This is a genomic window from Alistipes sp. An66, assembly GCF_002161445.1.
Taxonomy (GTDB): Bacteria; Bacteroidota; Bacteroidia; order Bacteroidales; family Rikenellaceae; genus Alistipes; species Alistipes cottocaccae.
In genome coordinates this window covers 384115-409712 of record NZ_NFHT01000001.1, presented here as the reverse complement: position 1 = coordinate 409712, position 25598 = coordinate 384115, and the positions used below count along the sequence as shown (strand labels likewise).

General features: G+C 60.1%; 18 protein-coding genes. 16 read left to right on the top strand and 2 right to left on the bottom strand.

Going from position 1 to position 25598, the window contains the following annotated elements:
• Positions 1-27: 27 nt before the first annotated feature.
• On the bottom strand, positions 28-420 hold the full coding sequence (locus B5G16_RS01680; RefSeq protein ID WP_087260433.1) for a DUF2721 domain-containing protein: 393 nt from the start codon (positions 418-420) through the stop codon (positions 28-30).
• Between the two features lie 212 nt (positions 421-632).
• On the opposite strand from B5G16_RS01680, the gene pflB reads away from it, so the two are divergent.
• The 13 genes from pflB to B5G16_RS01610 all read left to right on the top strand — a co-directional run bounded on the left by pflB (position 633) and on the right by B5G16_RS01610 (position 15545).
• The gene (gene pflB / locus B5G16_RS01675; protein WP_087260432.1) at positions 633-2861 is read left to right on the top strand and encodes a formate C-acetyltransferase; all 2229 of its coding nucleotides are present in this window, start codon (positions 633-635) and stop codon (positions 2859-2861) included.
• Positions 2862-2954: 93 nt separating this feature from the next.
• A complete protein-coding gene (gene pflA, locus B5G16_RS01670) occupies positions 2955-3680 on the top strand; it encodes a pyruvate formate-lyase-activating protein (protein WP_087260430.1) in 726 nt (241 codons plus the stop codon).
• A gap of 602 nt (positions 3681-4282) precedes the next feature.
• Positions 4283-5929, top strand: a complete 1647-nt coding sequence (locus B5G16_RS01665; protein WP_143260802.1) for a hypothetical protein — start codon at positions 4283-4285, stop codon at positions 5927-5929.
• A 30-nt stretch (positions 5930-5959) separates the two neighbouring features.
• Positions 5960-6478, top strand: a complete 519-nt coding sequence (locus B5G16_RS01660; RefSeq protein WP_087260426.1) for a hypothetical protein — start codon at positions 5960-5962, stop codon at positions 6476-6478.
• Between the two features lie 460 nt (positions 6479-6938).
• Positions 6939-7910: a DUF6175 family protein gene (locus B5G16_RS01650; RefSeq protein ID WP_087260422.1), complete on the top strand. Its 972-nt coding sequence runs from the start codon at positions 6939-6941 to the stop codon at positions 7908-7910.
• A 15-nt stretch (positions 7911-7925) separates the two neighbouring features.
• The gene (locus tag B5G16_RS01645) at positions 7926-8906 is read left to right on the top strand and encodes a hypothetical protein (RefSeq protein WP_087260420.1); all 981 of its coding nucleotides are present in this window, start codon (positions 7926-7928) and stop codon (positions 8904-8906) included.
• A gap of 13 nt (positions 8907-8919) precedes the next feature.
• Entirely contained in the window at positions 8920-9810 is an 891-nt protein-coding gene (locus B5G16_RS01640; RefSeq protein WP_087260418.1) for a hypothetical protein, read from the top strand.
• Between the two features lie 4 nt (positions 9811-9814).
• Positions 9815-11248, top strand: coding sequence for an SPFH domain-containing protein (locus tag B5G16_RS01635; protein ID WP_087260416.1), 1434 nt, complete (start codon positions 9815-9817; stop codon positions 11246-11248).
• Between the two features lie 42 nt (positions 11249-11290).
• Complete coding sequence (locus B5G16_RS01630; RefSeq protein ID WP_087260414.1) at positions 11291-11665, top strand: DUF4339 domain-containing protein; 375 nt, start codon at positions 11291-11293, stop codon at positions 11663-11665.
• On the top strand, positions 11662-12000 hold the full coding sequence (locus tag B5G16_RS01625) for a hypothetical protein (protein WP_087260412.1): 339 nt from the start codon (positions 11662-11664) through the stop codon (positions 11998-12000). Before B5G16_RS01630 ends, B5G16_RS01625 begins: the two co-directional genes overlap by 4 nt.
• On the top strand, positions 11997-13286 hold the full coding sequence (locus B5G16_RS01620; protein WP_087260410.1) for a hypothetical protein: 1290 nt from the start codon (positions 11997-11999) through the stop codon (positions 13284-13286). Before B5G16_RS01625 ends, B5G16_RS01620 begins: the two co-directional genes overlap by 4 nt.
• A gap of 19 nt (positions 13287-13305) precedes the next feature.
• Complete coding sequence (locus B5G16_RS01615; protein ID WP_087260408.1) at positions 13306-13887, top strand: LPP20 family lipoprotein; 582 nt, start codon at positions 13306-13308, stop codon at positions 13885-13887.
• Between the two features lie 71 nt (positions 13888-13958).
• Positions 13959-15545 carry a hypothetical protein gene (locus B5G16_RS01610; protein WP_087260406.1) on the top strand — a complete coding sequence of 529 codons (1587 nt, stop codon included), beginning with the start codon at positions 13959-13961 and terminating at the stop codon, positions 15543-15545.
• A gap of 271 nt (positions 15546-15816) precedes the next feature.
• On the opposite strand, the gene pckA is transcribed toward B5G16_RS01610, so the two are convergent.
• The gene (gene pckA / locus B5G16_RS01605) at positions 15817-17421 is read right to left on the bottom strand and encodes a phosphoenolpyruvate carboxykinase (ATP) (RefSeq protein WP_087260405.1); all 1605 of its coding nucleotides are present in this window, start codon (positions 17419-17421) and stop codon (positions 15817-15819) included.
• A 417-nt stretch (positions 17422-17838) separates the two neighbouring features.
• On the opposite strand from pckA, the gene hemW reads away from it, so the two are divergent.
• The 3 genes from hemW to B5G16_RS01590 all read left to right on the top strand — a co-directional run bounded on the left by hemW (position 17839) and on the right by B5G16_RS01590 (position 25581).
• Entirely contained in the window at positions 17839-18996 is a 1158-nt protein-coding gene (gene hemW, locus B5G16_RS01600; RefSeq protein WP_087260403.1) for a radical SAM family heme chaperone HemW, read from the top strand.
• A gap of 108 nt (positions 18997-19104) precedes the next feature.
• Entirely contained in the window at positions 19105-23352 is a 4248-nt protein-coding gene (gene glgP, locus B5G16_RS01595; protein ID WP_087260401.1) for an alpha-glucan family phosphorylase, read from the top strand.
• Positions 23353-23472: 120 nt separating this feature from the next.
• Positions 23473-25581, top strand: coding sequence for a glycogen debranching enzyme N-terminal domain-containing protein (locus B5G16_RS01590; protein ID WP_087260399.1), 2109 nt, complete (start codon positions 23473-23475; stop codon positions 25579-25581).
• The last annotated feature ends 17 nt before the right edge of the window (positions 25582-25598 follow it).

The following is a 25598-nucleotide window of genomic DNA, read 5'->3' as shown; positions in this document are numbered from 1 at the left end:
GGATCCCGCCGCAACCCTCCCGAGGGGCTATTTCTCCATATCCTTCAAATGGATTTCCAACGCCCGGACCGAGATCTGGATCTCCCAGATCGAAACCCCCAGCGAGGCGATCAGCAGCAGCAGCGCAGCCCCGAACACCCAAGCCGAAAGCGTGAAGAAATCGACATAGATCAGAAACATCGTCACCACGCAGAGAAACAGGCTCGACACGCCGAGCGCCTGCATCGTACGGGTGAGGTGGAGCCGGCGGCGGAGGTTGTCGATCTGCGCCTGCGTCACCTTCGAAGGGTGCTGCAGGTACTGCTCCTTGAGCGTGCGAACCAGCTGCGCATAGGAGAGAAAGCGGTTCGTGTAGGCGAGCAGGATCAGCGAGACGGCCGAAAACAGCAGCGCCGGAGTGGTCAGGGTCAATTCTTCCATAACTAACTGAACGAAAACGTTTGCCGCAAAGGTACGCATTTTCCACGACTTCGGAAAATGCACCCAGAACCCCCTCAGGATACCGAAATGCAGGTATTTTTTAAATTTTTATAGGAATTTGTAAGCAAAATTCGTCGCGAGTGAAAAAAACAACCTATCTTTGTGCGCCGAAAGGAGACAATCTTAATCCCAAAACGAACAATAACGCATCTATGGAACTGAACAAAACCTTCATCGACGGGCTTTGGAGCAAGGAGATCAACGTCACGAGTTTCGTGCAGACGAACATCACCCCCTATCTGGGCGACGCTTCGTTCCTGCAAGGACCCACCGAACGCACCCGGCACATCTGGGACCTTTGCCTGAAAGCCATCGAAGAGGAGCGTCAGAACAATGGCATCCGCTCGCTGGACAACAAGACCGTCTCGACGATCACCTCCCACAAGGCCGGCTACATCGACCGCGAGAACGAACTCATCGTCGGCCTGCAAACCGATGAACTCCTCAAACGCGCCATCAAACCCTTCGGCGGCATCAACGTCGTATCGCGGGCCTGCAAGGAGAACGGAGTGGATGTCGACGAGAAGGTGCGCGACATCTTCACCCACTACCGCAAAACCCACAACGACGGCGTCTTCGACGTCTACACCGAGGAGATCCGCTCGTTCCGCTCGCTCGGATTCCTGACGGGTCTGCCCGACAACTACGCCCGCGGCCGCATCATCGGCGACTACCGCCGTCTGGCCCTCTACGGCACCGACCGCCTGATCGAGGCCAAGCAGCAGGACCTGCGCAGCCTCACCGGCCCGATGACCGAAGCCCGCATCCGCCTGCGCGAAGAGGTCGCCGAGCAGATCAAGGCCCTGAAAGACATCCGCACCATGGGCGAATACTACGGACTGGATCTCTCCCGCCCGGCGCACTCGGCACAGGAGGCCGTGCAGTGGGTCTACATGGCCTATCTGGCCGCCGTCAAGGAGCAGGACGGGGCCGCCATGTCGCTCGGAAACGTCTCGTCGTTCCTCGACATCTTCATCGAGTATGACCTCGCTCACGGCCTCATCGACGAGACCTTCGCACAGGAGTTGATCGACCAGTTCGTCATCAAGCTCCGCATGGTGCGCCACCTGCGCATGCAGTCCTACAACGACATCTTCGCCGGCGACCCGACGTGGGTGACCGAAGCCATCGGAGGCCGCTTCAACGACGGTCGCACGAAGGTCACGAAGACCTCGTTCCGCTTCCTGCAAACGCTCTACAACCTCGGCCCCTCGCCCGAACCCAACCTCACGATCCTGTGGAGCCCCGACCTGCCGCAGGGATTCAAGGATTTCTGCGCCAAAGTCTCGTCCGACACCAGCTCGATCCAGTACGAGAACGACGACCTGATGCGCGAAGTGCGCCACTCGGACGACTACGGCATCGCCTGCTGCGTGTCGTATCAGGACATCGGTCGTCAGATCCAGTTCTTCGGCGCCCGCTGCAACCTGGCCAAGGCCCTGCTGCTGGCCATCAACGAGGGCCGCTGCGAGAACACCGGAACGGTCATGGTAAAGGGTATCCCGGCGCTCTCCGAGGGTCCGCTGCGCTTCGAGGAGGTGATGCAGAACTACAAGAAGGTGCTGCATGAGATCGCCCGCGTCTACAACGAGGCGATGAACATCATCCACTACATGCACGACAAGTACTACTACGAGAAGGCCCAGATGGCGTTCGTCGACACCGACCCGCGCATCAACCTCGCCTACGGCGTCGCCGGCCTCTCGATCGCTCTCGACTCGCTCTCGGCCATCAAGTATGCCAAGGTGACGCCCATCCGCAACGAACAGGGCCTCACGGAGAACTTCGACATCCAGGGCGAGTTCCCCTGCTTCGGTAACAACGACGACCGCGTCGACCACCTCGGCGTCGATCTGGTCTACTATTTCAGCGAGGAGCTGAAAAAACTGCCCGTCTACAAGAACGCCCGCCCGACGCTGTCGCTGCTGACGATCACCTCGAACGTGATGTACGGCAAAAAGACCGGCGCCACGCCCGACGGACGCGCCAAGGGCGTCGCCTTCGCTCCGGGAGCCAACCCCATGCACGGACGCGACAAGAGCGGCGCCATCGCCTCGCTCTCGTCGGTGGCCAAGCTGCGCTACCGCGACTCGCAGGACGGTATCTCGAACACCTTCTCGATTGTTCCGAAATCGCTGGGCCCCACGCCCGAGGAGCGGGTCGAGAACCTCGTGACGATGCTCGACGGATACTTCACGAAGGGTGCCCACCACCTGAACGTCAACGTCCTGAACCGCGAGATGCTCGAAGATGCCATGGAGCACCCCGAAAAGTATCCGCAGCTGACGATCCGCGTGTCGGGCTACGCCGTGAACTTCACGAAGCTGAGCCGCGAACACCAGTTGGAGGTCATCAGCCGCAGTTTTCATGAGCGGATGTAACCTCCGGAACGGCAGAAACGGAAACGACCGCGGCAACGCGTCCCGATTCCCGGCAACCGCCGACCGAAGTATGACTCAAAACCGAAACCACCGATGATTCGCGTACACTCCTACGAATCGATGGGAACTTTCGACGGGCCGGGACTCCGGCTCGTCGTTTTCCTGCAAGGCTGCAATTTCCGCTGCCTTTACTGCGCCAACCCCGACACGATCGAGGCCTGCGGCGGCACGCCCACCGAGGCGTCGGAAATCCTCCGCATGGCCATCGACCAGAAGCCCTTCTACGGAAGGCGCGGCGGCGTGACCTTCTCGGGCGGAGAGCCGACGTTCCAGGCCGCGGAGCTGGTTCCGCTGGTCCGGGCGCTGAAAGAGGCGGGGATTCACGTCTGTCTCGACTCGAACGGCGGGGTGTGGAATCCGGCCGTCGAGGAGCTGTTGGGACTGGTGGATCTGGTGCTGCTCGACGTCAAGCAGGCCGCACCCGAACGCCACAGGCTCCTCACCGGACGCGAAAACACGCAGACACTCCGCACGGCGGCGTGGCTCGAAGCCCACGGCAAACCCTTCTGGCTGCGGTATGTGCTCGTCCCGGGGTACAGCGACGCCGAGGCCGACATCCGCGCGCTGGGCGAACGGCTGGGCGGGTACCGCTCGATCGAGCGGGTCGAACTGCTCCCCTACCACACGCTCGGCGTCCACAAGTACGAGGCCCTGGGCTGGGAATACAAGTTGCGCGACGTGCGGGAGAACTCCCCCGAACAGATCGACCGGGCAGCGGCGCTGCTGCGGGAATACTTCCCGACGGTGGTGGTCAACTGACCGTGCCGGTTCTGCCCGACACTACCGACCCGGACCTCGAAAGGTCCGGGTTTCTCATTTTCCGGCCGGTTCTGCCCGCGAAACGGGTGGAATACACAAAAAAGGTCAGAGTCGAAACACGAAAACCAACACAAATCGGACTTATTGATTAATATCTCTCCATAAGAGATTTACAAATCCCGCCGTATGGATTTTTCGACACGGTTTCTGCCACAAATTCGTTCACAGAAAAGATCCGGCAATCGTTTCCCCGAAAGCAAAGGATCCACAAGAGTCTGTTTCACTGACAGATATAGCTGCGTTTGCAAAATATTTCCAGTGGCAAATTTTCAAACGCACTGATCTTCAACATATTGAATATGCTTTATGCCTTTTTTTACAATTCGGACAATCGGATTCGGATTAAAAATGTGTAAAAAAACAGGACGTATATAGCCATTTTGAATAAAAAACTATTATATTTGTTCAACCATTCTCTCTCTTATGGAGAGATTAGAACAACGATCTTTCCGTCGACGGGAAAAATGTTGCACAAAACGATTGTCTCTCTCTTATGGAGAGATTAAACAATTAATTACTCACTCAAACTCTGTTTTTTTCGTATGAAAAAATTGTTTACCTCTTTGGCACTCTGTGGCTGCCTCGTGGTTTCCGCCCAGGAGAAAGTCCGGGAAAACGTACAGGACGACTACAAGCGCAACAGCCTGTCGATCATCGTTGTGGATCGCGGAGACAATTATGATGACACGGTATTCGAAGCCGTGCGTTCGATCAATCTCGGCGACAAGTTCGACCTGAACCTCATCCCGACCAACCGGATCACGATCTCCGGAAACCGTGCCAACACCGTCGGCGGTATCGAAGTCGGCAAAGCCGTGAACGCTTCCGACCTGGGCAAGGAGATCCTCTCCTACTGGTTCGACCGTCAGGCCGACGGCACGATGAACGCCAAGCGTCTCGAACAACGCGGCAACTACAACGCCGACGATCAGGACGTCCTCAATGCCCGCGCCGCAAAGGTCGGCCCCGAATCGCTCGGAGATACGGGGTATGCCCTCGTCAGCGGCAGCTACGTGATGATCCTCGACTACTCGGGCATCACGTCGTCGAAGAACGACAAGCAGGAGGTTTCCTGGTCGGTGACCACCAACGCCTATGTCTACCAGATCGACTACTCGCAGGACATCGAGGCACAGGTGATCGAGGCCTGGGTCTACGAGGACGACACCCCGGAGGCCATCGCCCAAAAGAACGAGGCTTACGACAAGATCCTCGTCGGCATGAGCCCCAAGGCCACGGTATCCTACACCACCTCGGCCAAAGAGGCTGACGGAGGCGTGCGTGCCGCCATCGTGGAGGGCTACGGCGAGACGCTGCTGCGTCTGGAAAACCAGATCCCGGCCTGGAACGTGACCACCGCAATCGCCAAACGGAATCCGCTGCGCGCCAAGATCGGCACGAAAGAGGGCGTGAAGAACCGCATGCGCTTCCGCGCCTATCTGGTCAAGGGCGACAAGAACGGAAACCCCTATACGGTACCCAAAGGCTATATCCGTGCCACGACCGTCGCCGACAACCGCGGCATGGCCACCGGCCAGAGCACGAAGTTCACGGAGTTCTACCAGATCTCCGGCGGCAAGATCGACGAGGGTATGACCATCAAGCAGAAGAACGACCTCGGCATGGGCGTATCGCTCGGCTATAAGGTCGGCGGTCTGGCTCCCTACAACCTCACGGTTGACTATCTGGCCAGCATCAACACCAAAGGTTTCTCGCACTACGGCTTGCTCAACATCGGATATGACATGTTCAGCGGTTCGAAAATCGGCGACAAAGTAGGTAAATATTTGGATGCTGGCGACCTGACCGGATTGACTGACGGAGGAATTTCCTATATCAATTTCGGTATCGGCTATGGATTCGGTATCCGTCCGATCCGCCACGTCGAGCTGATGCCCTTCATCATGGGTGGTGGAGACTATATGATGAACCACAATGATTTCCTCAAAGAAGATGCAGGTGAAGAGACAGAAGACAGTTTCTCGAAGAAAATCGCATGGTATGGAAATGCCGGTCTGCGGGTCAACTTCAATGTGAAGTATCCGTTGCAACTCTTCATCCAGGCAGATTACACGCTTCTTATCGAAGAAGGATCGTATTATAAAGCATTCAACGACCTTCTCAAAGTCGGTGATCTGGGCCACAAGAACTCGTTCGGCATTATGGCCGGCGTGAAGTGGACCTTCTAACGGACGAAACCCAACAAAATCGGAAATAAGATGAAGAAACTCTTGTTTGCGGTGGTAATGGTGTTGCTGGCGGTTGCGCCGGCAACATCATTTGCCCAGAAAAAGAAAGACCGCAAGGCGCTGTTCAGCAGCTGGAACAACTACGAAGTCGCCACCCAGAAGGTCGGAACCGACGGTACGAAATTCATCAAGGTATGGGCCTTCGGAAAGGATGTCGATCAGGCCGTCGTGCAGGCCAAGAAAAACGCCGTGCATGCATGCCTCTTCCGCGGACTCCCCGGAAACGAGGTCGCCATGGCTACGCCCGCCATCTGCCCCGATCCCGCCACGCTGACCGCTCACGAAGCCTACTTCACCGACTTCTTCGAAACGGCCGGCGAGTACCTCAAATACATCAACATGACCACCGACGGCGTGCCGTCGGGACAGGACCGCATGAAGATCAAGGGCGGCTACAAGGTCGCCATCTACGTGCAGGTGATGTACGACAACCTGCGCGACAAGATGGAGGCCGACGGTATCGTCCGTAAACTCAGTACGGGATTCTGACCGGCCGCCGGTTGAATTCCCGCCGTCCGGAAATCGCGGCAAAACGCCGGAAGTGAGGAGTTTTCCCCGCTTCCGGACGTTGCCGCAAATACGGAAGGAGCTGAAAAAAGGGCCGGATGGGATATTCCCACCCCGCGCAAAACGGAGCCGCACAAAACGGGGCGGAGCAAAACGGAACCGAGCAAAACGGAACCGAGCAAAACGGGACGAAGCAAAACGGGGCGGAGCAAAACGGGACGAAGCAAAACGGAACCGAGCAAAACGGGGCGAAGCAAAACGGGGCGGAGCTATTCCCGGAGACAAAGCCCGAAAGCAAAAACCCCGGACCGCGCACCGAAAGCCCGCAATCGGCACGGCGTCTCCCCGGAAGACAAGACCCGGAAACAGGTGTTCCGGATTACAGGCCCGACAAACGGCCGGCAACACGGTTTGAGAGAAAAACGAACAGCATAAATCCATCATGAAAAAATTGATTCTGACCCTCCTGGCTACATCCGTAGCCTGCGGAGTATTCGCCCAGGCGAAGAAACCGACCATCATGGTCGTACCCAGCGATGCGTGGTGCATCCGAAACGGCTTCATTCAGGAATTCAACGACCAGGGCGTCGTAAAGAAGGTCTGCGACTATCAAGCCGCCATGCAGAACAACGCCGACATCCGGACGCTGGTCGCGGCCATGGGAGACTTCATGGCCCAGCAGGATTTCCCGATCCAGTCGCTCGAACAGGAGCTCAAACGCTTGCAGAACCAGGAAGTTGATCTCTCCGTTATAACCGGCAAGGAGACCGGGGCCATCGTTACTGAAAACGACTATGAGCGAATCATCCGCAGAGCCAAGCCCGATATCAGACTCGACCTCGACTTCGAGGTGCGCAGGATTGGACCCAAACGTCAGGTATCGTTCAACCTGACGGCTATCGACGCCTACTCCTCGAAGATCATCTCGGGAAACACCGGCGTCGGAAGCAGCAGCAGCGGAGCCGCCATCGAAACTCTCCTGCAAGAGGCCGTGTTGAGCTTCAAGGACAACTTCATCGCAGGACTGCTGCGCTACTTCGACGACCTGTTCAACAACGGACGCGAGATAACCGTCTACATGCAGTGCTTCGACAGCTCGCCGATCGACTTCGAAACCGAATTCGACTACAACGGGCAGACCGCCGAACTGGCCGACATCATCGGCGTGTGGTTCGAGGAGAACACGCTCAATGGCCGCTTCTCCGAAGCCGAGCGTTCGACCAACATACTACGATACAATCAGGTGCGCATCCCGCTCTACGGCAAGAGCCTCTCGGGCCGCGAGGTGGCCATCGACGCCACGGCCTTCGCACGCCCGCTGGCCAACATGCTCAAAAAAGACCCCTACAACGTAGTCGTGAAAACTGTTCCCAAGGGGCTGGGCGAAATATGGCTCTTCCTGGGTGAAAAATAACCAATACGAACCGACATGATACGCAAACTGCTGATCTGCCTGACCGCCTGCTGTGCCCCGTGGCTACTCACGGGACAGACGCAGCAGGAAGAGCGCATCGCCATCACGCCGATGGTGTGCGACGCTCTGGACCTCCCGGCCGACGCCCGCGCGGCCCTGAACCGCAAGTTGCTCCAAATGACCACACAGAACGGCTTCGGAGCAACCGGAGGACCCTTCATCCTCACGGCCGACGTCCGCACGGTGGACAAACAGGTCACCGCTACGGCCCCGGCCCAGTACATCGTCGAACTGGAAGTCTCGGTCTATGTGGTCAACTTGCAGGAACAGCTGCTGGCCGCCGAGACGTCGTTCGTCGTGAAGTCCATCGAGTCGTCCGAAAACAAGGCCGTGATCCGCGCCATCAACCGCATCAACGCCCGGACGCCCGTCGTGCGGCAGTTCATGACCTCGGCCCGCGAGAAGATCGTCGACTACTACGCCACGCGCGTCCCGACGATCATCGCCAAGGCCCAGTCGCTGGCCGACCGCGGCGATTACGAAGCGGCGCTGGCCGCGCTGGCCGCCGTGCCCGAATCGCTCGACGACTATCCGATGGTCGCCGAGAAGATGACCGCCGTCTACACGCAGATGGTCGACAAGTTCGCCACCGTGTCGATCCAGGAGGCCAAGAGCAAGATCGCCCTGCGCGACTACGAGGGGGCGCTGGACGCCCTGCTCTACGTCGATCCGTCGAGCACGCGCTTCGAGGAGGCCTGCCGCATGGTCGACTCGATCAAGCGCACGATCGACGCCAAAGAGCAGGCCGAAATGCAGGCCCGTCTCGAACAGATGGAGGCCCAGCGCGAACTGGCGCTGAAAATGCACGACGACGAGGTGATGCTGCGCCGCATGCAGATCGAAGCCTCGCAGAAAACAGCCGAGAAACAGGCCTCCGCGTCCGACGCCGCAACGCAATCGGCGTTGAAGAGCTGGCTTTTCGGAAAACTCAACTAATTCCATACGCGCCATGATTTGTCCCCAATGCAAGGAGGAGATGCCCCTCCTGTCGCGCATCTGCCCCGTCTGCGGATACGTCGCCGATGAAGACGAAAACCGACCCAGCGCCACCGAACTCGCCGACACGCTGGAAGAGATCCTGCTCGCCGCACGGTCGCTGCCGGCGCCGTCGTTCAGCCGGAGCATGGGTCAGCTGTCGGTCGTGATGCTGCCGCTGTTGACGCTGTTCCTGCTCCTTGCAGCCCTGATCAGCGAGGCCGGGATCTTCTGGATCGCCACCATCCTGTTCGCACTGGGCAGCATCGCGGCAATCATCCTCAAAATCTGCGGACGCATCGGAAACGGACGCGCCGACCGCGAATTCGCCGAACTCAAAAACAACTTCGAATTCACGGCCCGCATCGCCCGGCGCGATTTCGGAAAGAGCCGCGAGGTGAACAACCTGCTGACCGAAATCACGGAGCGCATCCGGGAGATCGAGCAGGAGCGTCGCAGCGCATCGCGCCGCAACCTGATGATCTGGATGGCGATCCTGCTCGTCGGAGCCATTCTGGCCGGCATGGGCGTACGGTCGGTCGACAAGGCCGTCGCCGTACAGGAGGAGACCGGATGGCAGAAGGAGCTGGAAGCCTTCCGCGCGGCGGGCGTCGTCGACGACTACGACATCGAGACCCGCTCGGCTCTGCTCGCGAAGATCCTCGCCGCCGGAGAAACAACGGCCGCCGAAGAGTTCTTCCGCAGCTACTGCATGGGACGTCCCGGCGACTACGACTGCGCCGTGCAGATCGTCGACCGCTATTTGCAGACGGGCGACCGCGAGGCCGCCGAACGCTTCGTCGGAAGCTGCGACCTGCGGTACAACTCGGACCGGAACAAATTGAAAAAACGCCTAACGAACTGATACCATGGGATTATTCGGAAGCAAAAAGGAGGGTGGCATCCTCGATGTCATCCGCTGCGATCAGAGCGATTACCTGATCTGGAAATGGTCGCCCTCGGGTGAGCCCTCGAAAAAAATGAACGCCATCCGCTACGGCAGCCGCCTGCGCGTCAAGGAGGGCGAAGTCGCCGTCTTCGTCTACGACAAGGAGGGCGGCATGGACTTCATCGAGGGATTCAAGGACGAGGTGCTCAAAACCGCCAACTTCCCCGTCCTGTCGTCGATCGTCGGCAGCGCCTTCGGAGGAGCATCGCCCTTCCAGGCCGAGGTCTTCTTCATCAACCGCGCCGGAACGATCCGCCTGCCCTTCTTCGTCAAGAAGATCTCGCTCTCCGAGCAGTGGCAGCAGCGGCTCTTCGTCCCCGCAACCGTCAAGGGTGCCATCACGTTCAACATCTCCGACTACCGGGCCTTCATCTCGAAATACCAGATGGCCGGGTACAGCATGGACGACCTCTCGCTCCAAATCCGCGACATGGTCGAACGCTACGTGAAATCCGCCGTGACGAACGCCCCCTATCAGCTGGGGATTCCGGTCGTGCAGATCGAACGCGGCATCGACCAGATCAGCGAGGCCGTGCAGGCCAAACTCCGCGATCCGCTGGCCGAGGACTTTGCGGTCAATCTCCGCCGGGTGGACATCTCGGACATCTCGCTCGACACCGAATCGGAAGGCTATCAGGCACTGATGAATCAGGGTCTGGCGCAGGCCGACATTCTGGAAAAGCAGTTCGCGGCCACGGGCGAGGCCACGAGCCGGAACATCCTCGACCAACAGCAGATCGGCGCAGAGAACCTCGCCGAATCGCTCCGCATCAACCGCGAGGAGACCCAGCGTCGTCAGCGGCTGGCTACCGAGAGCGATTTCCTGACGGCACACCAGATCGACGTGCAGGGCGAAGTGGCCCGGACAGCCGCCGAAAGCCTCGGCGAACTGGGCGGCGGCATGGGCGGCGGCGACGGTTTGAACCCCGCCGGCATGATGGCCGGCATGATGCTGGGCGGCGCCGTCGGAGGCCACATGGCCGGCATGATGGGCGGCATGATGCAGGGACTCGGGCAACCGGGGCTCGGACAGCAGAACCTCGGACCGCAAGGACTCGGACCCCAGAACTTCGGGGCGCAGCCGGGCATGGGACAACAGCCGGGCATGGGACAACAGCCGCCGGTTCCTCCCGTACCGCCGGCCGTGCAGTATTTCGTGGCCGTAAACGGGGCGCAGAGCGGGCCCTTTACCCCGGAACAACTCCGGCAGATGATCGCCAACCGGCAGGTGACCGCCGCAACCTACGTCTGGAAGCAGGGCATGGCAGGCTGGGCGGCCGCATCGTCGCTGCCCGAACTGGCCGACGCATTCGGAAGCGTTCCGCCTCCGCCGCCGGCTCCTCCCGCCTTGTAAGGTCGGACGTACAGGAAATCCGCAACCGAAAAACAGAGACCTATGGATGACAAACCGAAACTTTCGATCGACCAGATGCTCGGCATGGCCCAGGAACTCTCGATGGGGCCGCAATGCCGCGACATCATGCAGGGAAGCATCGACAACCTGAAACAGTCGCTCGACCCGAACGGACTGGGCGGGAAGGTCGAACTTCCGAACAACGCCTACTTCGCCATGATCGACGGCACACAGCAAGGCCCCTGCTCACTGCCCGAGATGATCGAACGGGTCCGCTCCGGAGCCATCACCCCCGACACCTACGTCTGGAAATCCGGATTGAAGGAGTGGATCCCCGCCCGCCGGATGGAGGAACTCGCCGGCGAATGGGAAAAGATCGCAGCCCAACAACCCCCGAAAACCATTCCGCAACCATGAAAACCAACTATTTTCTGGCGGTCATCGCGCTGCTCGTCGGAGCCCTGATCGTCTACGGATTCTGCGCCGCCGGAGCCCCGGCCTTGCAGACGGCCGTCAGCGGCGTGCTCTGCACGGCGTTCCTCGTCGTCGGCATGGCCCTCTCGGTCGAGGGGCAGCCCCGCGCCACGCTGCTCGTGAAGAGCGTCGCCCTGACGCTCTTCCTGCTGCTGCTGATCCTCAACATCGTGTTGACCGGACTGCATGTCGGCCAGACCCTCTACATCATCGTGAACGGCGTGCTGACGCTCGTTGCGGCAACCATCGTCTACCTGATCATCCGCGCCAAGCCATGATACGCAGACTCTTCATCACGCTGTCGGCCCTGCTGGCCCTCCACGCGGCAACAGCACAGGAAAAGGTGCTGGAAAGCAGCGCCAGGAAGGCTCCGGCCTGGATCGGAACCACCGAATCCGAATTCATCATCGTCTCGGCCGAAGAGACGACGCTCGATGCCGCACAGAAGCGCTGTCTGAACGACATCCGGCAGTCGATCGTCAATGCAGTCTGCGTGAACATCCGCTCCGAGGAGACCCTCACGGAGCAGCAGACCGAATATTCCGGGGCATCGGAGATCTACCGCCGCTACGAGTCGCAGCTGAAAACCGTCGCCGGACGCCTGCCCTTCATTACGGGCATCTCGCTCTCCGACGCCGAGACCTACTGGGAGAAACGCTACGTGAAGCGCGACAAGCGCACCTATTATCTCTGCCACGTGCGCTATCCCTTCCCGATCACCCGGCGCAATGCCCTGATCGCGGAGTTCCTGCGGCAGGACCGCGCGCAGTACGCCAAGCTGACCGCACTCAAAGAGCGGTTCGACACCTTCACCCGGGTCGAGGAGATCGACCGTGCGATCACCGAACTCGAACCCCTGATCGCCTACTTCTTCGACGACATGCGCCGCGACGAGGCCCAGGCCCTCCAACGCAACTACCGCAAACTCTACACGATGATCTCGACCGTGGCGTGCGGCAACGAACTCGGAGAGCACACGTTCTGCTTCACGCTGAACGATCGCCGGGTGACGACCTCGCGCCGCCCGACCGTCCGGAGCCAATGGGCCACGGGGATCACGGTCACGCCGACCGACGAGGGGCTCTATCGGGTGACCTACAATTACGAGATGTGTCCCGACGATGCGGAGAACAGCATCGAGCTGATCTATCTGCTCGGCGGGCAGGCCGTACGCCACTCGTTCACGTTCGACGTGCGGCAGGACAAGATGTCCGTCATCCCCTGCGGAACGCTCGAACTCGACCTCACGCCCCATGCCAACGCCGCCGACAGCTGCGCCACCGTGACCGGATGGCTCGACCTGCGCTCGAAGTACGAGGCTCCGTTCGAAGTCACGGCCCTGAATCTCACGGCCGACGGCATCGGAGTCCGCATCTACACCGATCTGATGGCGCGTTTCGAAGGAAAGAGCACCCATCGGCTCGGATTCCGTTTCGACGGACCCTTCCCGATCTCCGCACGCCGCGCCGCTCTGGCACAGGGCGTCGTGACGCTGCGGAACGTCCAGACCGGCGAAAGCCGCGACGTGCGCTTCGCACTGCCTTACAAAATCAAAATCCAATAACCCTTAAAACCGAAAAAACATGAAAAAGATGCTTTACTGGACCGGTGTCCTGACGCTGACGATTCTCTTCGCAAGCTGCTCGTCGAGCAGAAAGGCTTCCAAATCCACGCCCGTGACTCCCGGCGAAATCGAGGTGACGATCCCGCTCGGAGGCCCCGAATACCAGTCGGACGCCGAATACTGGCGCGCCGTCCAGACCGGAACGAGCAAGGACATGTCCATGGCCAAGAAGGTCGCCATGCAGAACGCCCGTCAGGACCTCGCCGCCACGGTGCAGCATGAGGTGAAGGCCGTCATCGAAAACTACGGACAGAATGCCGCCGTGGGCGCCAAGAACGAGAACGAAGCTCTCTATCAGGAGATGGCACGCACGGTCATCAACCAGCAGATGAACGGCGTGGAACTGGTCGGCGAGAAGCTCTTCCGGCTGGAAGACGGCAGCTATCGCTACCACGTCTGCCTGCAAATGAGCCGCGAGTCCCTCGGGGCAGGTCTCTCCGATGCACTTTCCAACGACGACCGCCTGAAATTGGAGTTCGACAAGGCCCAGTTCAAGAAGGTCTTCGACGAGGAGATGGCCCGGTTCGCCGAGCAGAAATAATGCAATCGTAAACCTGCGGGGCGGCGTCTCTCGAATGCGGAAGGCGCCGCTTCGTGCATTCCCCCGAAACGATGAAAAAATGGCTGATTCTGGGGCTGTTGCTGGGCATGCTCGGCCCGGCCGCGGCCCAGCGCAACAGCGACTGGCGAAAACAGTACGAAGCCTTCCGGCAGCAGCGGAACCGGGAGTTTCAGGACTTCAAGGCCAAAGCCAACGCCGACTTCGCGGAGTTCCTCAAACAGCAGTGGAAGGATTTCCGGCCCAATGCGGCCGTCGATGCCCCGATCCGGGTCGTGATGCCCCAACCGGAGCAGGTGCCGCCCGCCGAACCCGCAACGCAACCGCTCCCGCAGCCGAAACCCGACCTCGATGTCGTCCGGCGGCTCGCCGACGGGGCGGAGAAACCCGCCGGGCAAACCGCCGGAGGTTCCGGAACATCGGCCACCTCCGGCAGAAACGGCGCCGGACAGCGCGAAGGCTCCGGATCCGGCAGGAATTCCTCCGCAAGCACGGGCGGGAGCGTCTCCGGAGGCTCCGCCACTGCCGTGTCCGGGGCGGCGTTGTCGCTCGACTTCTACGGCGACCCGCTGCGCATTCCGTGGCCCAGGGGGCTGGCGCCCCGGTTGTCGACGGTCGGCGAGGAGGGATTCGGTGCCTGGTGGGGTGCGCTGGGCGCAGAGACCGAAGCCGCGGCCGACTACCTCGCCCAATATGCGGAGCAGCACCGCCTCAACGGATGGGGATACTACCAGCTGGCCCGGAAGGTCAGCGAAGCGATCTATCCGGCGGAGCGTCCCGACGAGCGGATCGCCATGCAGGTCTTCCTGCTCTCGCAATGGAGGTTCCGCGCCCGGGCGGGAGTCTGCGGCAACCGGCTGGTGCTGCTGCTTCCCTTCCGGGAGCAGGTCTACGCCGTGCCCTATCTGCTGGTCGGCGCCGAAAAGTACTATATTTACAGCTACGGCCACGACCGCAGCGCCGAATACCGGACCTATGCGAATGACTTTGCCGAGGCGGACCGGGTGTTGAGTCTGGCGATGGACGGCACGATGGAGGTGGGTATGAAGAGCCGGATCGAGGTGCCGCGGTGGAGCGCCCTGCTGGGCGAAACCTTCGCACCGATGATGAACGTCGGGAATCTGGCCCTCGAAATGGACTATCCGATCGTCGACGGCGAAGTCTTCTACCGGCAGGGCGTGCCGGCGGATCTCTCCGACGCCGTGCTGGGGACATTGCGCCGCAAGATCGCCGGAAAGAGCGAGACCCAGGCGGTGGGATATCTGCTGAACCTCGTGCAGAACGGATTCGAGTACGTCACCGACGAGGAGGCCTTCGGACGGCAGAAGCAGCTCTTCATCGAGGAGTCGTTCTTCTACGGCCGCAACAACTGCAAGGACCGCGTGGGCGTCTTCTCGTGGCTGGTGCGCGAACTGACGGGCCTCGACGTGATCTTCATCCGCTACGAGGGGAATGCGGCCAGCAACGGCGTGAGCCACATCACCTGTGCCGTCGGGTTCCGCGGCACGGTCGAGGGCGATGCGTTCCAGTACAAGGGGCGCCATTACGTGATGTGCGACCCGACCTACATCAATGCCGGCATCGGCCGCACGATGCCGTGCTACGCCTCGTCAAAGGGCGAGATTCAAGTGTACGACTGATTCAACATCCCAAATCCGGACGTCGAAAGACGGCAACGGACCGGGAATACATCTACAACAAGGACTACCGGCAACTTCACATGGTGCGGACGGTCGGGGCGCAGGCTCCGGCCGTCCGTTATTTTTAAGTTAATGCCCCTCCCGGCACGCCATACCCCAACGGCCCGGAACCGACCCCAAAAGTCCGAAATACAACACAAAAAAACGGGGCGGATGGCACTCCATCCGTCCCGTTCGGGTTTCGGTGCGGAACGATCCGCTACCGTTCTGACTACAATTTCGGACCGGCAGCAACCAGGCTCTTGCCCTCTTCGTTGCCCGTGAACTTCGTGAAGTTCTTGATGAAACGGCCTGCCAGATCCTTGGCCTTCACATCCCAGTCGGCTGCGTTGGCATACGTGTCGCGCGGATCCAGAATCTTCGAATCTACGCCCGGCAGCTCCGTCGGAACCTTGAAGTCGAAGATCGGAATCATCTTCGTCGGAGCCTTGTCGATCGAACCGTCCAGGATGGCGTCGATGATGCCACGCGTATCCTTGATCGAGATACGCTTGCCGGTGCCGTTCCAACCCGTGTTCACCAGGTAGGCCGTAGCGCCCGACTTCTCCATTTTCTTCACCAGCTCCTCACCGTACTTCGTCGGGTGCAGCGACAGGAAGGCTGCGCCGAAGCAGGCCGAGAAGGTCGGCGTCGGCTCCGTGATGCCGCGCTCCGTGCCGGCCAGCTTGGCCGTGAAGCCCGACAGGAAGTAGTATTTCGTCTGCTCCGGAGTCAGGATCGATACCGGGGGCAGCACGCCGAATGCGTCGGCCGAGAGGAAGATCACCTTCTTGGCGGCCGGAGCCTTCGATACCGGCTTCACGATGTTCTCGATGTGGAAGATCGGGTACGATACGCGGGTGTTCTCCGTCACCGACTTGTCGGCATAGTCGATCTTGCCCTTCTTGTCCACCGTCACGTTCTCCAACAGGGCGTTGCGGCGGATGGCGTTCCAGATGTCCGGCTCGTTCTCCTGCGAGAGGTTGATCACCTTGGCGTAGCAGCCGCCCTCGAAGTTGAAGACGCCGTCATCGTCCCAGCCGTGCTCGTCGTCGCCGATGAGCTGGCGCTTCGGATCGGTCGAAAGCGTCGTCTTGCCCGTTCCCGACAGTCCGAAGAAGATGGCCGTCTCGCCCTTCTCGTTCGTGTTGGCCGAGCAGTGCATCGAGGCCATGCCCTTCAACGGAAGCAGGTAGTTCATGTACGAGAACATACCCTTCTTCATCTCACCGCCGTACCACGTGTTGATGATCACCTGCATCTTCTCCGTGAGGTTGAAGACAACGGCCGTCTCCGAGTTCAGACCCAGTTTCTTGTAGTTCTTCACCTTGGCTTTCGAAGCGTTCAGAACCACGAAGTCAGGCTCGCCGTACTTTTCCAGCTCCTCGTCCGTCGGACGGATGAACATGTTCTTCACGAAGTGTGCCTGCCAGGCCACCTCCATGATGAAGCGGATTTTCAGACGCGAGTTCTCGTTGGCGCCGCAGAACGTGTCGACCACGTAGAGTTTCTTGCCCGAAAGCTCCTCGGCGGCGATCTTCTTCAACTCCTTCCAGGCAGCCTTCGTGACGGGTTTGTTGTCGTTCTTGTACTCGTCGGAGGTCCACCAGATCGTATCCTTCGTGGTCTCGTCCATTACGAAGAACTTGTCCTTGGGCGAACGGCCCGTGTAGACGCCCGTCATCACGTTGACGGCACCCGTCTCGGTCAGCTGACCCTTCTCGAAGCCGCGCAGGCCCTTCTTGGTCTCCTCACGGAACAGTTCGTCGTAGGAGGGGTTGTACACGATCTCGGTCACGCCCGTGATCCCGTACTTTCTCAGATCCATCTTGTCCATAATCGTTTATTTTGAATTAAACACCAAATCCTTAACCTAACGTTCGGGCGACTCCGGAAAGTATGCTCCCGAACGGCACAAAGGTAAGAAAACTTTCAGAATTGTGAAAAAAATAACAGTGAAAATTATAAAAAATTTTTATTATCCGTCCCGAGACCCTCGAACGGCCCGCTCCGGGCAGGCCGCAGAGCCCGGGAAACGGCATCAAACCCCACCTGCCTCCTGCGAAAACCGCGCCGTTACGCAGAAAAAGCCGTATTTTCTCCCACCCCGGACCGAAAAACGCCCGCCAATCGGACCGAAAAACGCTCCGGACGGCCGAAAGACCCTATCCACGGAGCGTTTTGAAACGGAACTTCCGTTTTCGAATCGAAAACCCGTGCCCGATCCGATTATTTTTATTAACTTTGATATGTTATGGCCGGACTTTACTTCCATATCCCCTTCTGCAAGCGCGTCTGCGCCTATTGCGACTTCTTCAAGGAGGTCGGAACCGCCCGTCTGCAACCCCTCGCCGAAGCCATGCTCCGCGAATTGGAGGCCCGCCGCGACTACCTCGGCGGAGAAGCCGTCCAGACCCGTTATTTCGGAGGCGGAACCCCGTCGCTCTGTCCCCCCGAAATATTGGGCCGGCTGCTGGACCATGCCGCACGGATCTTCGACTGCTCGCACGTGGCGGAGACCACCCTCGAAGCCAACCCCGACGACCTCTCGCCCCACTACCTCGACGCCCTGCGGCGGATCGGCATCGACCGCCTGTCGATCGGCATCCAGTCGTTCGACGACAACTGCCTGCGGCTGATGAACCGCCGCCACAACGCCGCCGAGGCTGCCGAGGCCGTCCGGAACGCCCGACGGGCCGGATTCGGAAACATCACCGTCGACCTGATCTTCGGCGTCCCGGGATTCGGGCGCGAAACGCTCCGCCGCTCCCTCGAAAAGGCCCTTGAACTCGACGTGCAGCACATCTCCGCCTACCACCTGACCATCGAACCCGGCACCGCATTCGGTCGCCGGATGGAGCGCGGCGCCTTCGCGCCCGTCGACGAATCCGTCAGCGAGGAGGAGTACGCCCTCGTGCACGAAACGCTCTGCAACGCCGGATTCGAACACTACGAAGTCTCGAATTTCGCCCGACCCGGATTCCGCGCCCGCCACAACGCCGCCTACTGGCACGGCGTCCGATACCTCGGAATCGGACCCGCCGCCCACTCCTTCGACGGACGGGAACGACACTGGAACGTCGCCTCCGTCGGCGACTATATCGACGGACGGCCCGCCGAATCCGAAACGCTCACGGCGTGCGACCGGTTCAACGAATATGTGATGACCCGGCTGCGGACCGCCGAAGGTATCGACCTCGATGAGGTGGCGGCACGTTTCGGATCGCAACAGGCCGCACGAGTGGTGCGGCATGCCGAAGGCTGGATCCGCGCCGGAGGGCTCCGGCGCGAAGGCTCCCGGCTGGCCGTCCCGCCCCGCCGCATGCTTGTCTCCGACGCCGTCATCGAGGAGCTTTTCGAAACGCAAGACGACACGCAACCAAGTGAAACAGAAATGTTAAGTTATTCTTAAATAATTTTAGAAATTTGCCCCGGAATTGTTTTATCTAAATATAAGTATTACCTTTGCGGCCGGATTCAAATCCATTCGCCACGAATAACAAACAAGCGTTTAAAGTATATGAGCAATGCTAAACACACGCCCGACTTCCTGTTCGAGGTAAGTTGGGAGGTATGCAACAAAGTGGGCGGCATCCACACCGTCATCTCGACCAAGGCACAGACCGCAACCCGCAAATTCGCCGACCGGTATCTGCTGATCGGTCCCGATCTCTCGCATGAGGGACTGAACCCCGAATTCGAGGAGGATCCCAACCTGCTGAAAGCCTGGCGGCAGGGACTCTACAACGAGGGTATCCGCGTGCGGGCCGGACACTGGAAAATCAAGGGCGAACCCAAAGTCCTGCTCGTCGACTTCTCCTCGCTGATCCCCCGCAAGGACGAGATCCTCAAAAACCTCTGGGAATCCTACCACGTGGACTCCATCTCCGGACAGTGGGACTACATCGAACCCGTGCTCTTCGGATGGGCCGCCGGCGTCGTGATCGCCTCCTACGTCAAGACGTTCGGATCCCCCACCGACAAGATCGCCGCACACTTCCATGAGTGGCAGACCGCAGCCGGAGGACTCTACCTGCGCAACCATTCGCCCTATGTGGCTACGGTATTCACCACCCACGCCACCGTCATGGGCCGCTGCATCGCCGGAAACCGCCTGCCCCTCTACAACTCGCTCACGAAATTCAACGCCGATGAGCTGGCCCGCCGCTTCAACGTCGTGGCCAAGCACTCCATCGAGAAGATGGCCGCCACCTATCACGACGCCTTCCTGACCGTGAGCGACATCACGGCCAACGAGTGCAAATACCTCCTCGGACGCGAACCGGACGGCGTAACCCCCAACGGTTTCGAAAACGACTTCGTCTGGTCCGGCGACGAATACTACGCCAAACGCGACGAGGCCCGCAAGGCCATGATCTCCGTGGCCGAGGCCTGCCTGGGAGAGAAGTTCTCGGGCGACCCCCTGATCATCGGAACCAGCGGCCGCTACGAATTCCGCAACAAGGGCATCGACGTCTTCATCGAGTCGCTGAAAATCCTCGCCCAGTCGGACAAGCTCCAACGCGAAATCCTCGCATACATCACCGTCCCGGCCGGAAACCGCGGCCCGCGCGTCGACTTGCAGGCCCATCTGGCCAACCCGGCGAACCCCATCGACGAAAAACAGTACAAATACTCGACCCACTATCTGGAAGATCCGACCTGGGATCCCATCGTGAACGCCCTGAAAGACAGCCCGCTCACGCAGCCCGGGTCGAAGGTCAGGGTCATCTTCGTCCCCACGTACCTGAACCGCGCCGACGGAATCTTCAACAAGGATTACTACGAGTTGCTCGTCGGCATGGACCTCACGGTCTATCCCTCCTACTACGAGCCCTGGGGATATACCCCGCTGGAATCCGTAGCCTTCTCCGTGCCGACGGTCACCACGACGCTCGCCGGATTCGGACGCTGGGTCGACAAACAGCGCGACCACGCCGGCGTGGAGGTCATCCGCCGCGACGACTTCAACGACCGTGAGGTCGGAGAGAAGATCGCCGACGCCCTGCTCCGCTTCTGCCAGCTCGACGAGAAATACGTCAACGAGACGCGCACCTCGGCATTCGAAATCTCGACCACCGCACTCTGGGAACACCTCTATGCCGCCTACGAACAGGCCTATTCGGAGGCCATCGAGAGCTCGATCGTCCGCACCAACCGCGCCATGGACGACGGTGGTGCAAAGACCGAACAGATCAACTTCGTGCGTCAGCAGCTCTTCGTCGAGAAGCCCAATTGGAGCCGCATGATGGTCGACAAGACCCTGCCCAAGCGGCTGCACGCCCTCGAAGAGCTGTCGCGCAACCTCTGGTGGTGCTGGAACCCCGGCGCCCGCGACCTCTTCGAAGGCATCGACCCGACACTCTGGGCCGAGTGCGACCGCAACCCGATCGCCTTCCTCGACAAACTCAGCGTCGAGCGGCTGCGCGAACTCGAAAAGGATACGAACTTCCTCGCCCTGCTCGACGCCGTCTACGCCCAGTTCCGCGAGTACATGAACGAAAAGCCCGATCCGAAGGCCACCACCATCTCCTACTTCTCGATGGAGTACGGTCTGCACTCCTCGTTGAAGATCTACTCGGGCGGTCTGGGCATTCTGGCCGGCGACTACCTCAAAGAGGCTTCGGACCGCAACGTCCCGATGGCCGCCGTCGGTCTGCTCTACCGCTACGGATACTTCACGCAGCGGCTTTCGGCACAGGGTGCGCAGGAGGCCACCTACGAAGCCCAGAACTTCTACAAACTCCCGATCTCGCCCGTGCGTGACGAGGCCGGAAACTGGATGACCGTCTCGATCGCCTTCCCCGGACGCACGCTCCTGGCCCGCATCTGGAAATGCCAGGTCGGACGTACGGACCTCTACCTGCTCGACGCCGACATCGAGGACAACCTCGAGGAGGATCGTCAGGTGACCCACTACCTCTACGGCGGCGACTGGGAGAACCGTCTCAAACAGGAGATCCTGCTCGGTATCGGCGGTATCCGCGCCCTGCGCAGGTTGGGCATCAAGCACGACGTCTACCACTGCAACGAGGGACATGCCGCATTCATCGGCATCGAGCGTATCCGCGACCTGGTCAACCACCGCAAGCTCTCCTTCTCGGAGGCGCTGGAAGTCGTCCGCTCGTCGTCGCTCTTCACGACCCACACCCCCGTGCCGGCCGGACACGACGCATTCCCCGAGTCGATGATCCGCCAGTACATGTCGCACTATCCCGACGTGCTGGGCATCACCTGGGAGCAGTACATCAACCTCGGAAAGACCAACCCCAACGATCCGAACGAGAAGTTCTCGATGTCGGTGCTGGCCTGCAACCTCTCGCAGGAGGTCAACGGCGTATCGTGGCTCCACGGCGAGGTCTCGAAGGACATCCTCGGCAACATGTGGCCCGGATACTTCAAGAACGAGCTCCACATCGGCTACGTCACCAACGGCGTACACTTCCCGACCTGGATCGCAACCTCCCTGCGCCGGCTCTACGCCCGCTACTTCGCCGACGGGTTCGAGGGGCACACCTATGATATCCCGGCCTGGCAGAAGGTGCACAACATTCCCGACGCCGAACTCTGGGAGGAGCGCATGAAGCTCAAAAACAAGCTCATCAAGCACATCCGCAAACGTTACAGCGATCCCAAGCAGGTGCGGCTCGACTCGCCGCGGCAGATGTTGCAGGTCATCGAGGGCATCCGCCCCGACGTGCTGACCATCGGTTTCGCACGCCGCTTCGCAACCTACAAGCGCGCCTACCTGCTCTTCACGAACCTCGACCGTCTGGCCGCCATCGTCAACAACAAGGAGCGTCCCGTGCAGTTCATCTTCGCCGGAAAGGCGCACCCGAACGACAAGCCCGGCCAGGATCTCATCAAGCGGATCGTCGAAGTGGCCGCCATGCCGCAGTTCGTGGGCAAGATCATCTTCCTGCAAAACTACGACATGGAGCTCGCTCGCCGCATGGTACAGGGCGTCGACGTATGGCTGAACACCCCGACCCGGCCGTTGGAGGCCTCGGGCACCTCGGGCGAAAAGTGCGTCATGAACGGCGTCATGCAGTTCTCCGTGCTCGACGGCTGGTGGGTCGAGGGATACAAGGAGGGTGCCGGATGGGCCCTGCCCATGGAGCGCACCTTCACCGACCAGCACTTCCAGGACGAACTCGACGCCGAGATGATCTACAACACCATCGAAGAGCAGATCGCGCCGAAATACTACGCCCGCGGCGTGGACAACATCCCCCACGAGTGGGTGGCTTCGGTCAAGAAGTGCGTGGCCGACATCGCCTCGAACTTCACCACCAACCGCATGCTGATCGACTACGAGGAGCGGTTCTACAACAAGCTCGCCGCCCGCAAGCGCGCCATGGCCGACGACGCCTACCGCATGGCCCGCGAGATCGCAGCCTGGAAGCGCAAGGTCTCCGCAGCGTGGGATCAGGTCCATGCCGTCGACGTACAGCGCGTGAAGATCGACAAGGAGGCCGTCTGCGTCGGTGAAAAGTACCTCTTCTCCGTGACGGTCGACATCGCGAACCTCCGGCCCGAGGACATCGGCGTCGAAATGGTCATCGCACGCCAGATCGTCGGCGGACAGACCGTCAACGTGACCCGCACGATCCAGCTCGAAAGAACCAAGATCGACGGAAGTCTCGTGACCTACGCCCTGGAATACACCCCCGACGAGGCCGGAACCTTCGACGTCGCACTGCGAATATACCCCTCCAACCCGAATCTCCCCCACCGCATGGATTTTGCGCTCGTGAAGTGGGCTTAAACCCGATTCGGACGGAAAGACCGAAAAAAAACGGTATAAAAATATCAAAATCCGGCATTTCGCTTGCTGTTTTTTGAAATTTTGAATATCTTTAAAGGACGAACCGCATTTTTTAAACATATGTCAGCATTAACCTTCGACAAAAGCGAACTCGGCAACCTGGAATACTCCCTCCAGCGTGAGATGCTCGCTACGGACCGGATCGGCGGATACATGAGCACGACCATCGTCTGCTGCAACACCCGCCGCTATCACGGCCTGATGGTGGCTCCGATCGACAACAGCGACCGGACCTATGTCCTCCTGTCGGCGCTCGACGAAACGATCATCCAGCACGACCAGACCTTCAACCTCGCCCTGCACCGCTACAAGGGCGTATACGAACCCCGCGGACACAAGTACATCACCGATTTCGAGTACACCCCGACCCCCACGATTACCTACCGTGTGGGCGGCGTGATCCTCAAAAAGGAATTGCTCTGGATCCACAAGCGCACCCAGCTCATGATCCGCTACACGCTCGTGGACGCTCACTCCGAAACCCGCCTGCGCCTGCGGCCCTTCCTCGCATTCCGCGACAAGCACACCCTGACCCATGCCAACATGGAGGCCGACGGACACTCGTATCCCGCCGTCAACGGCGTGAAATGCCGCCTCTACGGCTCCTTCCCGTGGCTCTACCTCCAAACGAGCAAGCCCGAGGCGGAGTTCGTGCCCGCCCCCGACTGGTACTACAACTTCGAGTACTTGCAGGACATCGCCCGCGGATACGACGGGTACGAGGACCTCATGACGACCGGATACTTCGAAACCGAACTCAAAAAGGGCGAAAGCATCATCTTCTCCGCATCGCTCGATGAGATGGGCTCCACGAAGACCATCGAGGAGGTATTCAACGCCTCGATCGCTCGGCGAACCCACAAGATCGACTTCATCAGCTGCATGGAGCACTCCGCACGCCAGTTCCTCATCCGCCGCCCCGGAAACCGGACCGAAGTGATCGCCGGATACCCGTGGCACGGCGTTTCGGGACGCCAGACATTCATCTCGCTCCCCGGAATCACCCTGCGCCAGAACCACAAGGAGGATTGCATCGACGCGCTCGACACCCAGGTCCGCAACCTGTGCAACGGCATGTTCTGCGGAGACTTCTCGGCGGCCGTGGCCGCCGACACCCCGCTGTGGTTCTTCTGGACCCTCCAACAGCTCGAAACCCAGATCGGTGGAGCCGAAATCTGGAAACGCTACGGCGAAACCATGAAACAACTCCTCGATGCCTACAAACAAGGTGTCGCCGGGCGTGTCATCCTCAACGACAACGGACTCATCTGGGCCTCCGCCGAGAACACCCCCCTGACGTGGATGAACTCCGTCATCAACGGTCAGCCCGTCACCCCGCGAAACGGCTATCAGGTCGAGGTCAACGCACTCTGGTACAATGCCGTATGCTACGCGCTCCGGCTGGCGGCCGAAAACGGAGACAAGAAGTTCGTGAAGGCTTGGGAGAAACTCCCCGAAAAGACCAAAGCGTCGTTCAACGAACTCTTCTGCCTGCCCGAAGGCTATCTGGCCGACTACGTCGGATTCGAAGGCCCCGCCCGGGAGATCCGACCCAACATGATCATCGCCTGCGGCCTTCCCTGCAAGATGCTCGACGAACAGATGCAGCTCGCCGTGATCCAGACCGTGCGCCAGCACCTGCTGACCCCCAAAGGTCTGCGGACCCTCTCGCCCCGCAACCCCCTCTACAAGGGTTCGCAGGAGGGTACCCCCGAAGAGCGCGACTTCGCAGGAAAGAACGGATCCGTATGGCCGTGGCTGTTGGAATTCTACGTCCAGGCATGCTTCGACATCAACGGTGACGCCTTCTTGCCGGAGGCCGAGGAGATCCTCGCCGGATTCGACGAGGACATCCAGTCCTACGGAATCGGATCCATCGGCGAACTCTTCGATGCCGATCCTCCCTATGCACCCCGCGGTGCGATCTCGCAGGCATGGAGCGTCGCTTCCGTACTGGACATCCACGCCATGATTCAGGCCCGCAAGGCCGGTGCTCCGGAGCCGAAGAAAAAAACGACCCGCAAGAGCGCCGTCAAGGCCGAAGCAAAGGTCGAGAAAGAGCCTGCGGCCCGGAAATCCCCGGCCAAGACGGCGGTAAAGGAGGAAGCAAAGACCGCGAAAAAACCTGCGGCCAAAAAGGCTACGACCAAAAAAGCGGCTGCGAAATAGATTTCCGCAGCCCGACG

Bases quoted from the DNA above. Each gene is read 5' to 3' on its own strand.
- B5G16_RS01680 (WP_087260433.1), bottom strand. From the start codon at position 420: ATGGAAGAATTGACCCTGACCACTCCGGCGCTGCTGTTTTCGGCCGTC.
- pflA (WP_087260430.1), top strand. From the start codon at position 2,955: ATGATTCGCGTACACTCCTACGAATCGATGGGAACTTTCGACGGGCCG.
- B5G16_RS01625 (WP_087260412.1), top strand. From the start codon at position 11,662: ATGAAAACCAACTATTTTCTGGCGGTCATCGCGCTGCTCGTCGGAGCC.
- B5G16_RS01620 (WP_087260410.1), top strand. From the start codon at position 11,997: ATGATACGCAGACTCTTCATCACGCTGTCGGCCCTGCTGGCCCTCCAC.
- B5G16_RS01610 (WP_087260406.1), top strand. From the start codon at position 13,959: ATGAAAAAATGGCTGATTCTGGGGCTGTTGCTGGGCATGCTCGGCCCG.
- B5G16_RS01660 (WP_087260426.1), top strand. From the start codon at position 5,960: ATGAAGAAACTCTTGTTTGCGGTGGTAATGGTGTTGCTGGCGGTTGCG.
- B5G16_RS01645 (WP_087260420.1), top strand. From the start codon at position 7,926: ATGATACGCAAACTGCTGATCTGCCTGACCGCCTGCTGTGCCCCGTGG.
- B5G16_RS01640 (WP_087260418.1), top strand. From the start codon at position 8,920: ATGATTTGTCCCCAATGCAAGGAGGAGATGCCCCTCCTGTCGCGCATC.
- hemW (WP_087260403.1), top strand. From the start codon at position 17,839: ATGGCCGGACTTTACTTCCATATCCCCTTCTGCAAGCGCGTCTGCGCC.
- pckA (WP_087260405.1), bottom strand. From the start codon at position 17,421: ATGGACAAGATGGATCTGAGAAAGTACGGGATCACGGGCGTGACCGAG.
- B5G16_RS01615 (WP_087260408.1), top strand. From the start codon at position 13,306: ATGAAAAAGATGCTTTACTGGACCGGTGTCCTGACGCTGACGATTCTC.
- B5G16_RS01665 (WP_143260802.1), top strand. From the start codon at position 4,283: ATGAAAAAATTGTTTACCTCTTTGGCACTCTGTGGCTGCCTCGTGGTT.
- pflB (WP_087260432.1), top strand. From the start codon at position 633: ATGGAACTGAACAAAACCTTCATCGACGGGCTTTGGAGCAAGGAGATC.
- B5G16_RS01635 (WP_087260416.1), top strand. From the start codon at position 9,815: ATGGGATTATTCGGAAGCAAAAAGGAGGGTGGCATCCTCGATGTCATC.
- B5G16_RS01650 (WP_087260422.1), top strand. From the start codon at position 6,939: ATGAAAAAATTGATTCTGACCCTCCTGGCTACATCCGTAGCCTGCGGA.
- glgP (WP_087260401.1), top strand. From the start codon at position 19,105: ATGAGCAATGCTAAACACACGCCCGACTTCCTGTTCGAGGTAAGTTGG.
- B5G16_RS01590 (WP_087260399.1), top strand. From the start codon at position 23,473: ATGTCAGCATTAACCTTCGACAAAAGCGAACTCGGCAACCTGGAATAC.
- B5G16_RS01630 (WP_087260414.1), top strand. From the start codon at position 11,291: ATGGATGACAAACCGAAACTTTCGATCGACCAGATGCTCGGCATGGCC.